Raw genomic sequence first — 13303 nt, 5'->3', positions numbered from 1 at the left:
GTGAGTGCTGAGGCGGAAGAGGTCGCCCACGACACCGTGGAAGCGGCGGTGCGAGCCCAGCTCGCCAAGGCGTTCGGGGGAGTGCGCGGAATCATCGAGGCGGCGGTGCCGACCATCGCGTTCACGCTGTCATGGATCATCAGCGAGGATCTGAAGACCTCGCTCATCGTCAGCATCTCGCTGGCGGTCCTGCTCCTGCTGGCCAGGATCGCGCAGCGGTCGACGCCGCAGTTCGTGATCAACAGCCTGATCGGCATCGCCATCGGCGCGTTCTTCGCCAGCCGCACCGGCGACGCGAAGGACTATTTCCTGCCCGGCATCCTGTGGAACGCCGGCTACTCGGTGGCGATGCTGCTGTCGATCGTCACCCGGTGGCCCGTGGTCGGGTTCCTGATCGGCTCGGTCACCGGTGACCCCACCGCCTGGCACAAGGATCCGGGCATCGTGAAGCTCTGCGTCAAGCTCACCTGGCTGCTGATGCTCCCGTGCGTGGTCAGGGTGGCCGTGCAGCTGCCCGTGTGGCTGCTGGGCGGCGGTGACGAGGCCGTGGCCGCCCTCGGCCTGGCGAAGATCGCGATGGGCTGGCCGCTCCAGGTGGCCGCGCTCGGCGCGATGCTGTGGCTGCTCGGCAAGGGGCGAACGCCGATCAAGTCGCCGGTCGCCCCCGCCTGACGTTTTTCAGTGTTGTGAGAGCAGGTGCGCCAGCTCCTGCTCCACCTCCTGGTTGGCGACGAAGAGGAGTTCGTCGCCTGCCTCGAGCGGGTCGTCGTTGGTCGGCACCAGCACTCGGCCCTCGCGCAGGATCGCGACCAGCGCCGAGTCATTGGGCCACGGCACCGAGCCGGCCCGCTGGCCCACCACGGGCGCGTCCTCGGCCAGGGTGAGCTCGACCAGGTTGGCCTGCCCCTGACGGAAGGTCATCAGGCGCACCAGGTCGCCGACGCTCACCGCCTCCTCGACCAGCGCGCTCAGCAGGCGCGGCGTCGAGACCGCCACGTCGACGCCCCACGACTCGTTGAACAGCCACTCGTTGTTGGGGTGGTTGATCCTGGCCACCACGCGCGGCACGCCGTACTCGGTCTTGGCCAGCAGCGACACCACGAGGTTGACCTTGTCGTCCCCGGAGGAGGCGACGACGACGTGGCAGTTGTTGAGCCCCGCCTCATCGAGCGAGGCGATCTCGCAGGCGTCGGCCAGCAGCCACTCCGCCCGTGGCACGCTGTCGATCTTGATGGCCCTGGGGTCGATGTCGATCAGCAGGACCTCGTGGCCGTTCTCCAGCAGCTCGGCCGCGATGGACCGGCCCACGGCCCCCGCTCCGGCGATGGCGACGCGCATCAGTGGTCCTCTTCCGGTGCCGCCGCGAGCACCTTGTTGATCCGGTCCATGTCGCTCTCTGTGGCGATGACGTGCAGCACGTCGCCGTCCTGGATCACGGTGTCGTCGGCGATGACCAGGGCCTCGCCCATGCGGTTGAGGTAGGCGACGCGGACCCTGCCTCGCTCCTCCAGTTCGACGGCCCGGGTGCCGATCCAGCCGGTGTGCGCGGCGACCTCGGCCAGGACCACAGTGCCGGTGGGGTCGCGCCAGAGCGGCTCGGCGCCCTCGGGCAGGATGCGGCGCAGGATCTGGTCGGCGGTCCATCGCACGGTCGCCACCGTCGGGATGCCGAGGCGCTGGTAGACCTCGGCCCGCCGCGGGTCGTAGATGCGGGCCACCACATTGTCGACGCCGAACGTCTCGCGCGCCGCCCGCGCCGAGATGATGTTGGAGTTGTCGCCGCTGGAGACCGCCACGTACGCGGAAGCGGACTCGATGCCCGCCTCGGTGAGCACATCGCGGTCGAATCCGACACCGGTCACCCGGCGCCCCCGGAAACCGGCCCGCAGCCGGCGAAACGCCTGCGGATCCCGGTCGATGATCGCGACCGTATGGCCGTTGTCCTCGAGGATGTGAGCCAAGGTCGAACCGACCCGGCCACATCCCATGATCACTATATGCATACTCCCCCGCACTTCGCGGTCGGCCGGTTGCTCGACACCAGTATGGCGCGATAAGGGAGCGCAACGTCGGCGCCCCTACAGCGGGGGGCTAGCATCTCGTAACGTGGCGAAGGTAACGGATCTTGTCAAACGCGTGCTGGTGGGCCGGGCGCTGCGCAGCGGCCAGCTCCACGAGCAGCTGCTGCCCAAACGCATTGCCCTGCCGGTCTTCGCCAGCGACGCCCTGTCCTCTGTGGCGTACGCGCCGCAGGAGATTCTGGTCATCCTGTCGCTGGCCGGAGTGTCGTTCTACGCCTACAGTCCATGGGTCGCGATCGCCGTCGTGGTCGTGATGCTCACGGTGGTGGCGTCGTACCGGCAGAATGTGCACGCCTACCCCAGCGGTGGTGGCGACTACGAGGTGGCCACCACCAACCTGGGCAAGAACGCCGGCCTGACCGTGGCCAGCGCGCTCATGGTCGACTACGTGCTGACCGTGGCGGTGTCGGTCGCCAACGGCGTCGACTACGTGGGCGCCACGATCCCCTTCGTCGGCGAGCACAAGCCGGCCGTCGCCATCGTCATCGTCGTCCTGCTCACCGTGGTCAATCTGCGCGGTCTGCGCGAGTCGGGGGCCGCCTTCGCCGTCCCGACGTACGCGTTCATGATCGCGGTCCTGGGGCTGATCGCCTGGGGCGGCTTCCGGCTGCTGGTGCTCGGCGACGAGCTGCAGGCGCCCAGCGCCGGGTTCACCATCGACGCCGAGCAGACCAACCTGACCACCTTCGCCGCCGCCTTCCTCATCCTGCGCGCCTTCTCCTCCGGCTGCGCGGCGCTGACGGGCGTCGAGGCCATCAGCAACGGCGTGCCCGCCTTCCGCAAGCCCAAGAGCAAGAACGCCGCCACCACGCTGCTCATGATGGGCCTGGTCGCCATCACCATGTTCGGCGGCATCATCGCGCTGGGCCTGGCCTCGGGCGTGAAGGTGGCCGAGCCGTCCGTGGTGGCCACGGACCTGCACGGGCCCGACGGGCAGCCGGTCGGGCCCGGCTACTACCAGCAGCCGATCATCTCGCAGGTGGCCGACGCGGTCTTCGGCGGCGGCTCGCTGCCGTTCGTGATCATCTCGGCGGTCACCGCGCTCATCCTGTTCCTGGCCGCCAACACCGCCTTCAACGGCTTCCCGGTGCTGGGCTCGATCCTGGCCCAGGACCGCTACCTGCCGCGCCAGCTGCACACCCGCGGCGACCGGCTGGCCTTCTCCAACGGCATCGTCATCCTGGCGCTGGGCGCGTGCCTGCTGCTGTGGGGCTTCGACGCCGACGTCAGCCGCCTGCTGAACCTGTATATCGTCGGCGTCTTCGTCTCCTTCACGCTCAGTCAGATCGGCATGGTCATCCACTGGACCCGCCATCTCAAGACCGAGACCGACCCCAAGATCCGGCACCAGATGCATCGCTCGCGAGTGATCAACTTCTTCGGCGGCATCATGACCGGGCTGGTGCTGGTCGTCGTACTGCTGACGAAGTTCCTGGTCGGCGCCTGGATCGTGTGCTTCGCGATGCCGATCCTGTTCCTCATGATGAAGGCCATCAGGCGCCACTACGACAACGTGGCGGCCGAGCTGGAGATCACCGAGGAGTACGACGAGTCGACGCTGCCGGCGCGCAACCACGCGATCGTCCTGGTCTCCAAGATCCACAAGCCGACGCTGCGCGCGCTCGCCTACGCCCGCGCCACCCGGCCGTCCACGCTGGAGGCGATCACCGTCGGCGTCGAGGGCGCCGAGGCGCGGCAGCTCCAGGACGAGTGGGAGCGCCGGGGCATCCCGGTGCCGCTCAAGATGCTCGACTCGCCGTACCGAGAGATCACCCAGCCGATCCTCGACTACGTCAAGACGCTGCGCCGCCGCTCGCCGCGCGACGTGGTCACCGTGTTCATCCCCGAGTACGTCGTCGGGCACTGGTGGGAGCACCTGCTGCACAACCAGAGCGCGCTGCGGCTGAAGGCGCGGCTGCTGTTCAAGCCGGGCGTCATGGTGACGAGCGTGCCGTGGCAGCTCCACTCCTCCGACCGGCTCAAGGGCCGCCCCGAGCCGGCCGCCCCGGGTGCCTCGCGCCGGGCGGGACATCAGGTGGTCAAGAAGCAGGTCAAGGCCGGAGACCACTCCGCGTAACGGGCTAAGTCCGGAAAGTGGCAGTGCCGGTCAGGGCATAGGGTGTCCGTGTGGAACAGGCATCTCTCGAGCTGACGGTAGGTCCGGTCGCCCATGGCGGTTGGTGCGTGGCGCGCCATGACGGGCGCGTGGTGTTCGTACGCCACGCGCTGCCCGGCGAGCGGGTCATCGCCGAGGTCACCGAGGAGACGACCCGCTTCCTCCGGGCCGACGCCGTGCGGGTGCTGGAGCCATCGCCCGACCGCGTGGTCCCGCCCTGCCCCTACGCGGGCCCCGGCCGCTGCGGCGGCTGCGACTGGCAGCACGCCACCCAGGAGGCCCAGCGTGGCCTCAAGGCCGCCGTGGTGGCCGAGCAGCTGAGCAGGCTGGCCGGTATCGAGCGCGAGATCGTGGTCGAGGAGGTGCCGGGCGCCAAGGACGGGCTCGGCTGGCGCACCCGCGTACAGTTCGCCGCCCGGCCGAGCGGCGAGCTCGGCTTCCGCAGGCACCGCTCGCACGACATCGAGGTGGTCGACGCCTGCCTGATCGCGCACCCGGAGGTGGAGGCCGTCGGCGTCGAGCAGCGCGAGTGGCAGGGCGCGTCCGCCGTCGAGGTGATCGCCTCCTCGACCGGCGACCGGGCCGTGGTGGTCAGGCCGCGCCCCAGGCGCAGCGTGACCGTGCCCGACCTCGACGCGCCCGCCTCGATCCTGCTCGACCAGGGCAAGGGCCACACCGTCCCGCGCAAGGGCTCGGGCGTGCTGCGCGAGCAGGTGGGCGACCGCGAGTTCAGGGTGGCGGGCAGCGGCTTCTGGCAGGTGCACCCGGGCGCCGCCGAGACTTTGCTGGACGCCGTCCTGTCCTACGCCGCGCCGGAGCCGGGGGAGTGGGCGCTGGACCTCTACTGCGGGGTCGGCCTGTTCGCCGCCGGCCTGGCGGAGGGCGTGGGGGAGCAGGGCGCGGTGTTCGGCCTGGAGTCGGAGGCGTCGGCCGTCCGCGACGCCCGCGCCAACCTGCGCGACCTGCCGCAGGCCCGGGTGGAACGGGGACGGGTGGAGGAGGCGCTGGACCGGTTCCAGATCGAGCGGGCCGACATCGTCGTCGTCGATCCGCCCCGGTCGGGGCTGGGACGCGACGTGGTCCACCGGATCACCGCGCTGGAGTCCTCGCGGATCGTCTACGTCTCGTGCGACCCGGCGACGCTGGCCCGAGACCTGGCCTGGTTCGGCGACGACGGCTACGGGCTGGTCGACCTGCGGGCCTTCGACGCCTTCCCGATGACCCATCATGTGGAGTGCGTGGCCCTGCTGGCAAGGGGATGACGTCCTTCCCAGCATCGTCGTGATGGGAAGCAGACCTCCATCCACCGCACGTCCTCATGGGCCGATCCCTGGAGCTGGTCTTGGCAAGCGCGAGCACGCACACCCGGCCGCTCATCGACGCCGCACTGGTCAGACGCTTGGTCGATGCCCAGTTCCCGCAGTGGGCCGAGCTGCCCCTGAAGCTGCTCGAACCGGCCGGCTCGGACCACGTGATCTACCGGCTGGGCGAGGAGCTGTCCGTCCGGCTGCCCCGCCACACCGGGGCCATCGGGCAGGCCAAGAAGGAGTACGAGTGGCTGCCCCGGCTCGCCCCGCACCTGCCGCTGGCCATCCCGGTGCCGGTGGGGGTGGGTGAGCCCGGCTACGGCTATCCCTGGCCGTGGGCGGTGTCGCGCTGGCTGGACGGCGAGGTGGCGACCGTGGAGACCCTGGCCTCCTCGTCAGAGGCCGCCGTCGAACTGGCGGAGTTCCTCACCGCCCTTCAGCGATTCGCGCCCGGGGACATTCCGGCCGCGAGTGCCCGGGAGGACCTCACCGGGCGACCACTGGCAGACCGGGACCGCGCCACGCGGGCCGCCATCGCGCAGGTGGGCACCACGTCTGGGGTCGTGTCCGGGGTGGCGTCTGGAGCGGCGTCGGGAGCCGCGGTCGACACTGGCTTGGGTGCCGTTTTCGACGCCGCAGCCATGACCGAGCTGTGGGACGCGGCGCTGAGCGTACCCGGATGGGACCGCCCTCCGGTCTGGTTCCACGGCGACTTCCACACCGGCAACCTGCTGACCGCCGACGGCCGCCTCAGCGCGGTCATCGACTTCGGCGAGCTTGGCATCGGCGACCCGGCCTGCGACCTGACCATCGCCTTCACCCTGATGTCGGCCGAGAGCCGGACCGCCTTCCGCGCGGCGCTCGGCGTGGATGACGACACCTGGACCCGCGGCCGCGGCTGGGCACTCGCCACCGGCCTGAACGCCTACACCTCCTACGCCGCCACCAACCCCCGGGTCGCCGCGCAGACCACCCGCCAGATCACCGAGGCCCTCATCGGCTAGCGTCTGTCCGGCCTTTGCTCAAGAGGTGAGTGGGTGAAGGTGAGATTCCGCGAGCCGGGCGGGCGCCGCACGGCTGGCCAAGATCGAGCCCCGGCCGGCCTTCGACCTGATCGGGTAGGCGGGCTCACGCCTTCGGGGGCAGGTCGCCGAGCCAGCGTTTCGCGGCTCGTGCCGTACGCAGGCGGATCACCGTCACCTCCGGATGGCGGGTGACGAGGTCGGCGGTCTGCGTTCTGCGGCGCTGGTGGTGTGTCCACGCCCACCGGATCGGGTGGTCGGGTTCGAGCCAGGAGCTCCAGTCTTCCCGGTTGCCGTTCCACAGCTCGCGCCGGGTGATGGCGCGGCCGAGTGAGCGGCGTACGACCCGCCACATCACGGTGCGGCGCGGCAGGTCCAGCCAGACGGCCGTGTCCGCGCGCTGCCACAGGAGGTCGCCCAAAGAGCGGTGGTACTGGTCCTCGGTCACCCACCGTTCGCCCCGGCTGAACTCGTCCACGTCAGCCTCGAACTCCGGCCGCTTGACCCAGCCGGGCCCGTGATGCAGGGCGTCGAGCTCGTGTCGGGGAAGGCCGAGCCGGGCGGTCAGCTTCCTGGCGAGCGTCGTCTTGCCCGACCCGGAGATGCCGCAGACGATGATCCTGTTCACCGTCCTAGTTTGACGGCGCGCGGAATCGGGTGCTGGATGGGACGACCACGAATCCGCCGACCGAAGCCGCCCGGACCGCGAGCTCAAGGGTTGGGGCCGGGTCAGCCGAGCTTGATCTGGTAGTCGAGAATCGCCCGATCGGCAGGGATGACGATGGGATCGGCCACTTCGACAACGCGGCCCTGGGCCAGCATGCGGCGGGTGATGGCGAACACGGGCACCCCGGATCCGATGCTCAACGTGGTCGTCTCCTCCGGCGTGGGCATCCGCGCCGAGACGCTCTCTTGGACGTCGTCCACGACGATGCCGATGGAGCGCAGTTGGGCGATGGTTCCGCCCGGCCACGGTTCGCGATCGGGGTCGGCGACCGGCGTGCCCTCGACATCGGAGGCGAGCAGGCACGGCCGGGACATCTGGGTCGGCTCTCCCTTGGCGTGGAAGACGAAGCGCCGCTCCAGGACGCGCGTCCCGACCGCGACGCCGAACAGTTCGCCCAGGCGCTCGTCCGCCTCGATCCACTCATACGCCCGGTCGAGCCGGTAGTCCTGCCAGGCGATGCCCTGCTCGGCTGTGAAGGACGTCTGCGGTGTGTCCTGCGGCTCCATGTCCGCGCGATACCGCTCAGACGCGATGCGCCGAACCGAGGGCCGGCGCCTGGCGAAGACGCCGCGACCGCGCTGGCTGAACACCAGCCCTTCCGCCTTCAAGGCGGCGATGGCCTTGCCGACGGTGCTCTTGCTGGCGTGATATCGGGCGATGAGCTCCGGTTCGGATGGTAGGAGCTCGCCGGGGCGGAGCCTGCCGGACTCGATGGCCTCGCGGTAGTCGTTCACGATCCGCTGGTAGAGCGGCTGAGCCATGGGCGGCCTTCCTGTGCCGGACCCGATCAGCTTAATGTCATGACCGTCCCGCCCGCTCATCGACTGGCAGACCGGAATCGCGCCACGCGGGCCGGCGTCGCGCGGGCGCCCCCGGTCTGGTTCCGCGGCGACCTCCACACCGGCAACCTGCTGACCGTGGGCACCGCTTAGCGGCCGACCAGGCAGTTGATGACTCGATCAAGGGCATCGGTGAGCACGTCAGGCGGAGTCGCGAAGTTGAGCCGGATGAAGCCGTCCCCCGACGCTCCGTGATCGGCTCCCGAGGTGGTGGCGATGTTGGTCCGGTCCAGCAGGTGGGCCGCCGGGTCCGCGAGCCCGAACCGGCGCAGGTCGAGCCAGGCGAGGAAACCCGCGTCCGGCTCCATGTATCCGATGTCCAGGTCGGCGAGCATGTTGGTGACCAGCTTCCGGTTGCCGTCCAGGAACCGGACTGCCTCGCGCAGCCACGGCCTGCCGTCGCGGAGCGCGGCGACGGTGGCTGTCATGCCGAGCGGACTCATCCCGCCCACCGCCGCCCTCGGCAGGCTCTGCCAGAGCCGCGCGTCGTCTGGATCGCTGAAAGCGATCAGCCCGCACCGCAGGCCGGGGAAGTTCCACGCCTTGGTCGCGCTGATCAGAGTGATCGCGTTGTCGTCGAGCGAGCCGTACGGAGTGAAACCGGTGTGATAGCGCAGCGGCGCGTGGATCTCGTCGCTGATCACTCGCGCCCCGTGCCGCGCGGCGAGTTCGGCCAGGCCCCGCAATTCGTCGCGATCGAACACGCGGCCCGTTGGGTTGCTGGGATGACAGAGCAGGACACTGCCCGCGCCCGCGCGCAGTGCCCGATCAATGCCGTCGAGGTCGAGTTCGTAGCCTCGTTCTCCGATACGCATCGGCACCTCGACGGCCTCGCGACCGGCGACCCGGATGGCGTCGAAGAACCGGCCGTAGGTCGGGGTCGGCACGACCACCGGCGAACCCGCCCTGGTCAGATGCCTGATCGACATGGTCACGCCGCGCATCAGCTCCGGCAGCAGCCGTACTCGGTCCGGGCCGACCGTGAGACCGTGCACCTCGGTGAGCCATTCGCCGGCCACCTGGGGAACCTCACTGAGCTCGTCGGCGAGCGGATAGCCGAACGCCTGCCGTCGCACGTCGTCCTGAACGGCGGCGAGGATGGGTCCGGCGACCGGCAGATCCATCTCGGCGACGGTGAGATCGATGATGTCCCGGTCGTACTGAGACCACCGCTTGTTCCGCCGGGCGCGGGATCGCTCGAGGTCCCAGTCGAGGTCGATCGCCATCTCGATCAAGCCATACTCCTTACGTCTTGTGAGGTTGCTGCTGCTGTCAGTGATCGCTGGTGGCGCAGGCCGGATCGGTGCGCGAGCCACCAGATTCCCGCGCTGAACACACCGACGAGAATGGAGTCGTACGGCGCGGCGACGACGCCGGCCCCTTCGAACGAGCCGAGCGCGGACAGCACCGCGAGCATGAGCAGGAAGCCCACCAGCCAGCCGCCCGCCGCTCGCATCCTGGTTGTTCGGACGAGGTAGATCAGGAAGCCGATCAGCAGCAACGGCACGGCGACCCGGATCTTTTCCCAGGTCGACCAGTAGAGAATGAGGCCCGAAAGCACGAAGGACGCGAAGCCGACCGGAATCGCCCACCTTCGGAGCCAGCCCTGGTCTGGCGGAGTCGCCGCCGCGAGTACGGTTACCGCGACCGAGACGGCCGCATAGGAGAGTCCGTAGTAGAAGCTCAGCGAGCTGGCGATGGATTTCCAGTTCCCGAAGGTGAGCACGATGACCGATCCGATGCCGACGTTGAGCAGCAGCGCGCGCCGGGGAATGCCGAACCGCGCGTCCACTTTTGTCAGTGCGGCGGGCAGCAGGCCATTCTGCGCCGCGCCGTAGGTGTAGCGGCCCTTGACACCGATGCCGATCAGCAGGCTGCCGGAAGGGGAGAAGATCGCGTCGGCGAGCAGCACGGTGGCGAACCAGGACAGGCCGAGCAGAGTGGCGAGCGAGGCGAGCGGCGAACTGAGGTTGATCCCGTGCCAGCCGCTGCCGAGCAGCCCGTTGGGCAACGAGAAGATCATCACCGCTTGCAGGCCCATGTACAGCACGATCGTCCCGGCCAGCACGATCAGCGTGGCCCTCGGCACCGTGCGGCGCGGATCCTTCGCCTCGCCGGACATCACGGCCGCGGCGTTGATTCCGGTGAACGAGTACACCAGCCCGCCGCCCACCACGGCGGTGAGTGCCGCCGAGACGCCGTAGGGCGCGATCCCGCCGCCGGTCGCCACGTTGGTCGTGTCGAAGCCGCTGGCCAGCAAAAGGATCACGGTAAGTGCCGGGATCACCACCTTGATGGTGGCGACCACGTTGTTCACCTTGGCGAGCAGTTTGATCCCGAACAGGTTGAGCGTGCAGAAGAACACGAGCAGCCCGGCGGCGATCAGCCGTCCCGGCCAGCTCAACGACTCGCCGGACATCACCCAAGGCAGCCACTTGGCCGCGTATTGCACGACCGCCGTCGACTCGCTCGGCCCGGCGCTGACCGCCTGGAGAAACACCGCCCAGCCGACCACGCTGCCGACCAGTGGGCCTGACGCCAGTTGCGGCCAACGGACGTTGCCGCCGGACATCGGATGACGGAAGGCGAGGTCGATGAAGGCGAGTGACACCAGGGCGGTGGCGACCGAGGCGATCGTCCAGGACAGGAAGGCGGCCGGCCCGGCCGCCTTGGCCACGGTGTACGGCGCGAGCAGCCAGCCCGAGCCGATGACGCTGGAGAAGGTGATCAGGGAAAGGGAGATGGTGCCGAGCCCGCGCCGCAGGCGCAGATCCTCGCCCGGCGAAACAGCCGACGGCGTCTGAGTCATGCCCAGAACTATCTATGATGTCCGAATCGCTGAGGTAGACCTGAAATGTCTGGGGCCAGGGTTAGGCTGTGCCTATGACTGTCCCCGGCTTCGGCGGCACCGGTCACAAGATCGAGACAATGGATCTGGTCGTGTTCACCACGGTGGTCCGCACGGGAAGCCTCGGCGCGGCGGCCACCGACCTACGGCTGTCGACGCCGTCGGTCAGCGCCAGGATCGCCGCCCTGGAGCGCAAGCTCGGCACCGCGTTGCTCGTGCGGGGCCCGCGGGGCAGCATCACCACACCGGCCGGAGAGCGGTTGAACGACTACGCACAGCGATGTCTCGACCTTCTCGACGAGGCGGCCATCGGAGTGGCGAAGCACGAGACCCAGCGGCTCGTTCTCGCCGCGCCCGCGAGCCTCGGCGACGTCGTCTTCCCCGCCGCGCTGCGGGCGGTCGCGGGCGAACCGATCGCCGTGCACTGCCGGGTCGCGCACAGCGGCGAGGTCGTCGGCCGCCTCGTCGACGGCAGCGTCCACGCCGGATTCGTGATGCCCAAGGTGCCGTTGCGCGGGCTGCGGTCCGAGCCGATCGACCGCTCCGCGCTGGTGGCGGTGTGCCATCGGGACCATCCTCTCGCCGGACGCAGACGCCTCAGGATCGAACACCTCAGCGGAACGGGCGTCATCGTCTACCGGTGGGGTCGTGACGCCCAGGAACTCGCCGCTTCCCTCGAACATCCGGACCGAGGACTGAACGCCCCGATCCACACCACCGGCCTGCCGTCGACCGCGATCCGGCTGGCGGTCGACGCGGGCTTCGTCGCCATAGTCCCCCGCTTCGTCGCAGCGCGATCGATCCGGGACGGTGACACTGTGCTCCTGCCGCTACGGTTCGGCGGCTGGCGGGTCGACGTGCAGTTCGTCTACGCCTCAGCTACCGCCGACCGGCTCGGCGTGCGCACCCTGCTGGACAACCTCCCCGCACTCCGCGCCGCCTTCGAGGAGGGTTGATCGGCAGTACCTTGGCCCGGTCTCCGCCGCAGCGAGGACACCGGTGCGGCGCGGCAGGCCCAGCCAGACGACCGTGTCGGCGCGTTCAGGCGAATCTTTCGATGGTGACGGGAATCAGGCATTGCCCGCGGATCGCCTGTCGATGGTGGTGGAGCAGCGCCCCGATGGGGGCCTCCGGGCCGGTTCCCAGGCGTACGGTCACATCGAGACACCAGGCGATTCCCGGACCGATCCGCCGTAATTCCCAGGTGAAGTCGTGCCCCGCGGCGGTCGCCGTCGCCGTGCCGACCACGCGGGCCAGGGGATCCGCGGGGTCTTCGACCGGCTCCAGCCTCAGGGCAGAGCGAAGGCTCCCCAGGTCGCGCGGTTCCCCGGCGAACAGGACGCGGTAGCGGCGCGATCCGGTCGTGCCCAGGTCGAGCGGCGCGGCGGCCAGCAACGACTGGCGTTCGCGGGACAAGGTGCGGATCTCCGCCTCCCGCGGCAGTTCGCCCCCGCCGCACGCCTGGTAAGCGTCGCTCGCGTCGTGACGGCTCACCGGGATCACCCGCGAACGCGGCAGGGCGTCGGTACGGATGTCGCGGCTCGTCGTGGCCGAACCGCGCCAGGCACCGGTCGCCGCCGACCACTCGACACTGTCGATACCGGCCGCGGTGTAGTCGGCGCAGAGGACGAACTCCTCGACCAGGATCCCCAGGGGAGGCGCTCCACGGTCCCTGTCCTCCGGCGCGGCGAAGATCAGGTAGTAGTCCATTGAGGCGTCGTCCGCGCCGCCGGCCCCCTGCGCACCATCTGACATCAGGTGATCCTCCGAGCTAGGTGTTACCGCGCCTGTTCAGGGGAGCCGTCACGGCCGATCGCCTACTTGCCGACACGAACCCGGGGCCCCAGCGTCCAGTTCTGGTTCGTGCTGCCCGGATCGCAGCGCGAGCCGAAGACCTGGCCCTTGTCGTTGCTGTTCAGGCAAGTCGCCGGTGACAGGCCCGTCCACTTGATCAGAAACCAGTCGCCGTAGTTGGTCTTGATGGTGGAGAAGGTCAACCGCTGATGCTTGAGATCGGACCCGCAGCGGCGTACGAGCACGAGCGGGCCTTTGGGCGCATCGATGCACAGCTTGCCGTGAAAGTCGGCGCTGGCGAGTTGGGAGCGGGCAGTGCGATTCCATAAGTAGCCCTGGAGGCCGGGCTGGCATTCCCAGGTCCGCGCGATGTTGCCCATCCGCCGCGTTGAGCTGTCCCCGCCGATGGTGAGGCACATAAGGGTGGAGACGTTTTTGATCACGTAGCCGCTGTCCGCCAGCGCCGGCGCCGTCGGTGTCAGGGCGGCCAGGACGGTTGCCGTGAGGGCCACCTTTGCGATCTTTGCCCGTCTGCTCATGGGTCGGCATGCTATCCAGACCGCGAGCGG

14 protein-coding genes are annotated in these 13303 nt (G+C 69.5%); 6 read left to right on the top strand and 8 right to left on the bottom strand.

Translation table 11 applies throughout. The features are described 5' to 3' along the window. Complete coding sequence (locus tag AB0J16_RS38550; RefSeq protein ID WP_358549228.1) at positions 1-672, top strand: DUF3159 domain-containing protein; 672 nt, start codon at positions 1-3, stop codon at positions 670-672. 6 nt (positions 673-678) lie between these two features. Here the strand turns inward: AB0J16_RS38550 and AB0J16_RS38545 are convergent, their stop codons facing one another. Together AB0J16_RS38545 and AB0J16_RS38540 are read right to left on the bottom strand one after the other, a co-directional pair. After that, positions 679-1338, bottom strand: a complete 660-nt coding sequence (locus AB0J16_RS38545; RefSeq protein WP_357642476.1) for a TrkA family potassium uptake protein — start codon at positions 1336-1338, stop codon at positions 679-681. Continuing rightward, complete coding sequence (locus tag AB0J16_RS38540; RefSeq protein WP_357642478.1) at positions 1338-2003, bottom strand: TrkA family potassium uptake protein; 666 nt, start codon at positions 2001-2003, stop codon at positions 1338-1340. Before AB0J16_RS38540 ends, AB0J16_RS38545 begins: the two co-directional genes overlap by 1 nt. 103 nt (positions 2004-2106) lie before the next feature. Here AB0J16_RS38540 and AB0J16_RS38535 point away from each other — a divergent pair, with 103 nt between their 5' ends. The 3 genes from AB0J16_RS38535 (at position 2107) to AB0J16_RS38525 (ending at position 6508) form a co-directional block, all read left to right on the top strand. Next, complete coding sequence (locus AB0J16_RS38535) at positions 2107-4158, top strand: APC family permease (protein WP_358549225.1); 2052 nt, start codon at positions 2107-2109, stop codon at positions 4156-4158. Positions 4159-4208: 50 nt separating this feature from the next. Then, positions 4209-5459: a class I SAM-dependent RNA methyltransferase gene (locus AB0J16_RS38530; protein ID WP_358549223.1), complete on the top strand. Its 1251-nt coding sequence runs from the start codon at positions 4209-4211 to the stop codon at positions 5457-5459. A gap of 80 nt (positions 5460-5539) precedes the next feature. After that, complete coding sequence (locus tag AB0J16_RS38525) at positions 5540-6508, top strand: aminoglycoside phosphotransferase family protein (protein ID WP_358549220.1); 969 nt, start codon at positions 5540-5542, stop codon at positions 6506-6508. Positions 6509-6632: 124 nt separating this feature from the next. On the opposite strand, the gene AB0J16_RS38520 is transcribed toward AB0J16_RS38525, so the two are convergent. Both AB0J16_RS38520 and AB0J16_RS38515 read right to left on the bottom strand, forming a co-directional pair. After that, positions 6633-7154: a hypothetical protein gene (locus AB0J16_RS38520; RefSeq protein WP_358549217.1), complete on the bottom strand. Its 522-nt coding sequence runs from the start codon at positions 7152-7154 to the stop codon at positions 6633-6635. A 101-nt stretch (positions 7155-7255) separates the two neighbouring features. Next, entirely contained in the window at positions 7256-8014 is a 759-nt protein-coding gene (locus tag AB0J16_RS38515) for a GntR family transcriptional regulator (protein ID WP_358549215.1), read from the bottom strand. Positions 8015-8053: 39 nt separating this feature from the next. On the opposite strand from AB0J16_RS38515, the gene AB0J16_RS38510 reads away from it, so the two are divergent. Next, complete coding sequence (locus tag AB0J16_RS38510) at positions 8054-8185, top strand: hypothetical protein (protein ID WP_358549213.1); 132 nt, start codon at positions 8054-8056, stop codon at positions 8183-8185. On the opposite strand, the gene AB0J16_RS38505 is transcribed toward AB0J16_RS38510, so the two are convergent. Both AB0J16_RS38505 and AB0J16_RS38500 read right to left on the bottom strand, forming a co-directional pair. Continuing rightward, a complete protein-coding gene (locus AB0J16_RS38505) occupies positions 8182-9318 on the bottom strand; it encodes an aminotransferase class I/II-fold pyridoxal phosphate-dependent enzyme (protein ID WP_358549309.1) in 1137 nt (378 codons plus the stop codon). The two genes, AB0J16_RS38510 and AB0J16_RS38505, sit on opposite strands and share 4 nt — an antisense overlap. A 5-nt stretch (positions 9319-9323) precedes the next feature. Next, positions 9324-10901 carry an APC family permease gene (locus tag AB0J16_RS38500; RefSeq protein ID WP_358549211.1) on the bottom strand — a complete coding sequence of 526 codons (1578 nt, stop codon included), beginning with the start codon at positions 10899-10901 and terminating at the stop codon, positions 9324-9326. Between the two features lie 74 nt (positions 10902-10975). On the opposite strand from AB0J16_RS38500, the gene AB0J16_RS38495 reads away from it, so the two are divergent. Further along, positions 10976-11896 carry a LysR family transcriptional regulator gene (locus AB0J16_RS38495; RefSeq protein ID WP_358549208.1) on the top strand — a complete coding sequence of 307 codons (921 nt, stop codon included), beginning with the start codon at positions 10976-10978 and terminating at the stop codon, positions 11894-11896. Positions 11897-11981: 85 nt separating this feature from the next. Here the strand turns inward: AB0J16_RS38495 and AB0J16_RS38490 are convergent, their stop codons facing one another. After that, positions 11982-12695, bottom strand: a complete 714-nt coding sequence (locus tag AB0J16_RS38490) for a hypothetical protein (RefSeq protein ID WP_358549206.1) — start codon at positions 12693-12695, stop codon at positions 11982-11984. A gap of 62 nt (positions 12696-12757) precedes the next feature. Next, on the bottom strand, positions 12758-13273 hold the full coding sequence (locus tag AB0J16_RS38485; protein WP_358549203.1) for a ricin-type beta-trefoil lectin domain protein: 516 nt from the start codon (positions 13271-13273) through the stop codon (positions 12758-12760). Positions 13274-13303 lie beyond the last annotated feature (30 nt).

This window comes from Nonomuraea sp. NPDC049750 (assembly GCF_040659625.1).
Classification (GTDB): Bacteria; Actinomycetota; Actinomycetes; order Streptosporangiales; family Streptosporangiaceae; genus Nonomuraea.
Note: the sequence above shows the minus strand (reverse complement) of the source record. Positions and strands in the feature narration are given on the sequence as shown.

Bases quoted from the DNA above. Each gene is read 5' to 3' on its own strand.
- AB0J16_RS38545 (WP_357642476.1), bottom strand. From the start codon at position 1,338: ATGCGCGTCGCCATCGCCGGAGCGGGGGCCGTGGGCCGGTCCATCGCG.
- AB0J16_RS38540 (WP_357642478.1), bottom strand. From the start codon at position 2,003: ATGCATATAGTGATCATGGGATGTGGCCGGGTCGGTTCGACCTTGGCT.
- AB0J16_RS38515 (WP_358549215.1), bottom strand. From the start codon at position 8,014: ATGGCTCAGCCGCTCTACCAGCGGATCGTGAACGACTACCGCGAGGCC.
- AB0J16_RS38510 (WP_358549213.1), top strand. From the start codon at position 8,054: ATGACCGTCCCGCCCGCTCATCGACTGGCAGACCGGAATCGCGCCACG.
- AB0J16_RS38505 (WP_358549309.1), bottom strand. From the start codon at position 9,318: ATGGCGATCGACCTCGACTGGGACCTCGAGCGATCCCGCGCCCGGCGG.
- AB0J16_RS38500 (WP_358549211.1), bottom strand. From the start codon at position 10,901: ATGACTCAGACGCCGTCGGCTGTTTCGCCGGGCGAGGATCTGCGCCTG.
- AB0J16_RS38495 (WP_358549208.1), top strand. From the start codon at position 10,976: ATGACTGTCCCCGGCTTCGGCGGCACCGGTCACAAGATCGAGACAATG.
- AB0J16_RS38490 (WP_358549206.1), bottom strand. From the start codon at position 12,695: ATGTCAGATGGTGCGCAGGGGGCCGGCGGCGCGGACGACGCCTCAATG.
- AB0J16_RS38485 (WP_358549203.1), bottom strand. From the start codon at position 13,273: ATGAGCAGACGGGCAAAGATCGCAAAGGTGGCCCTCACGGCAACCGTC.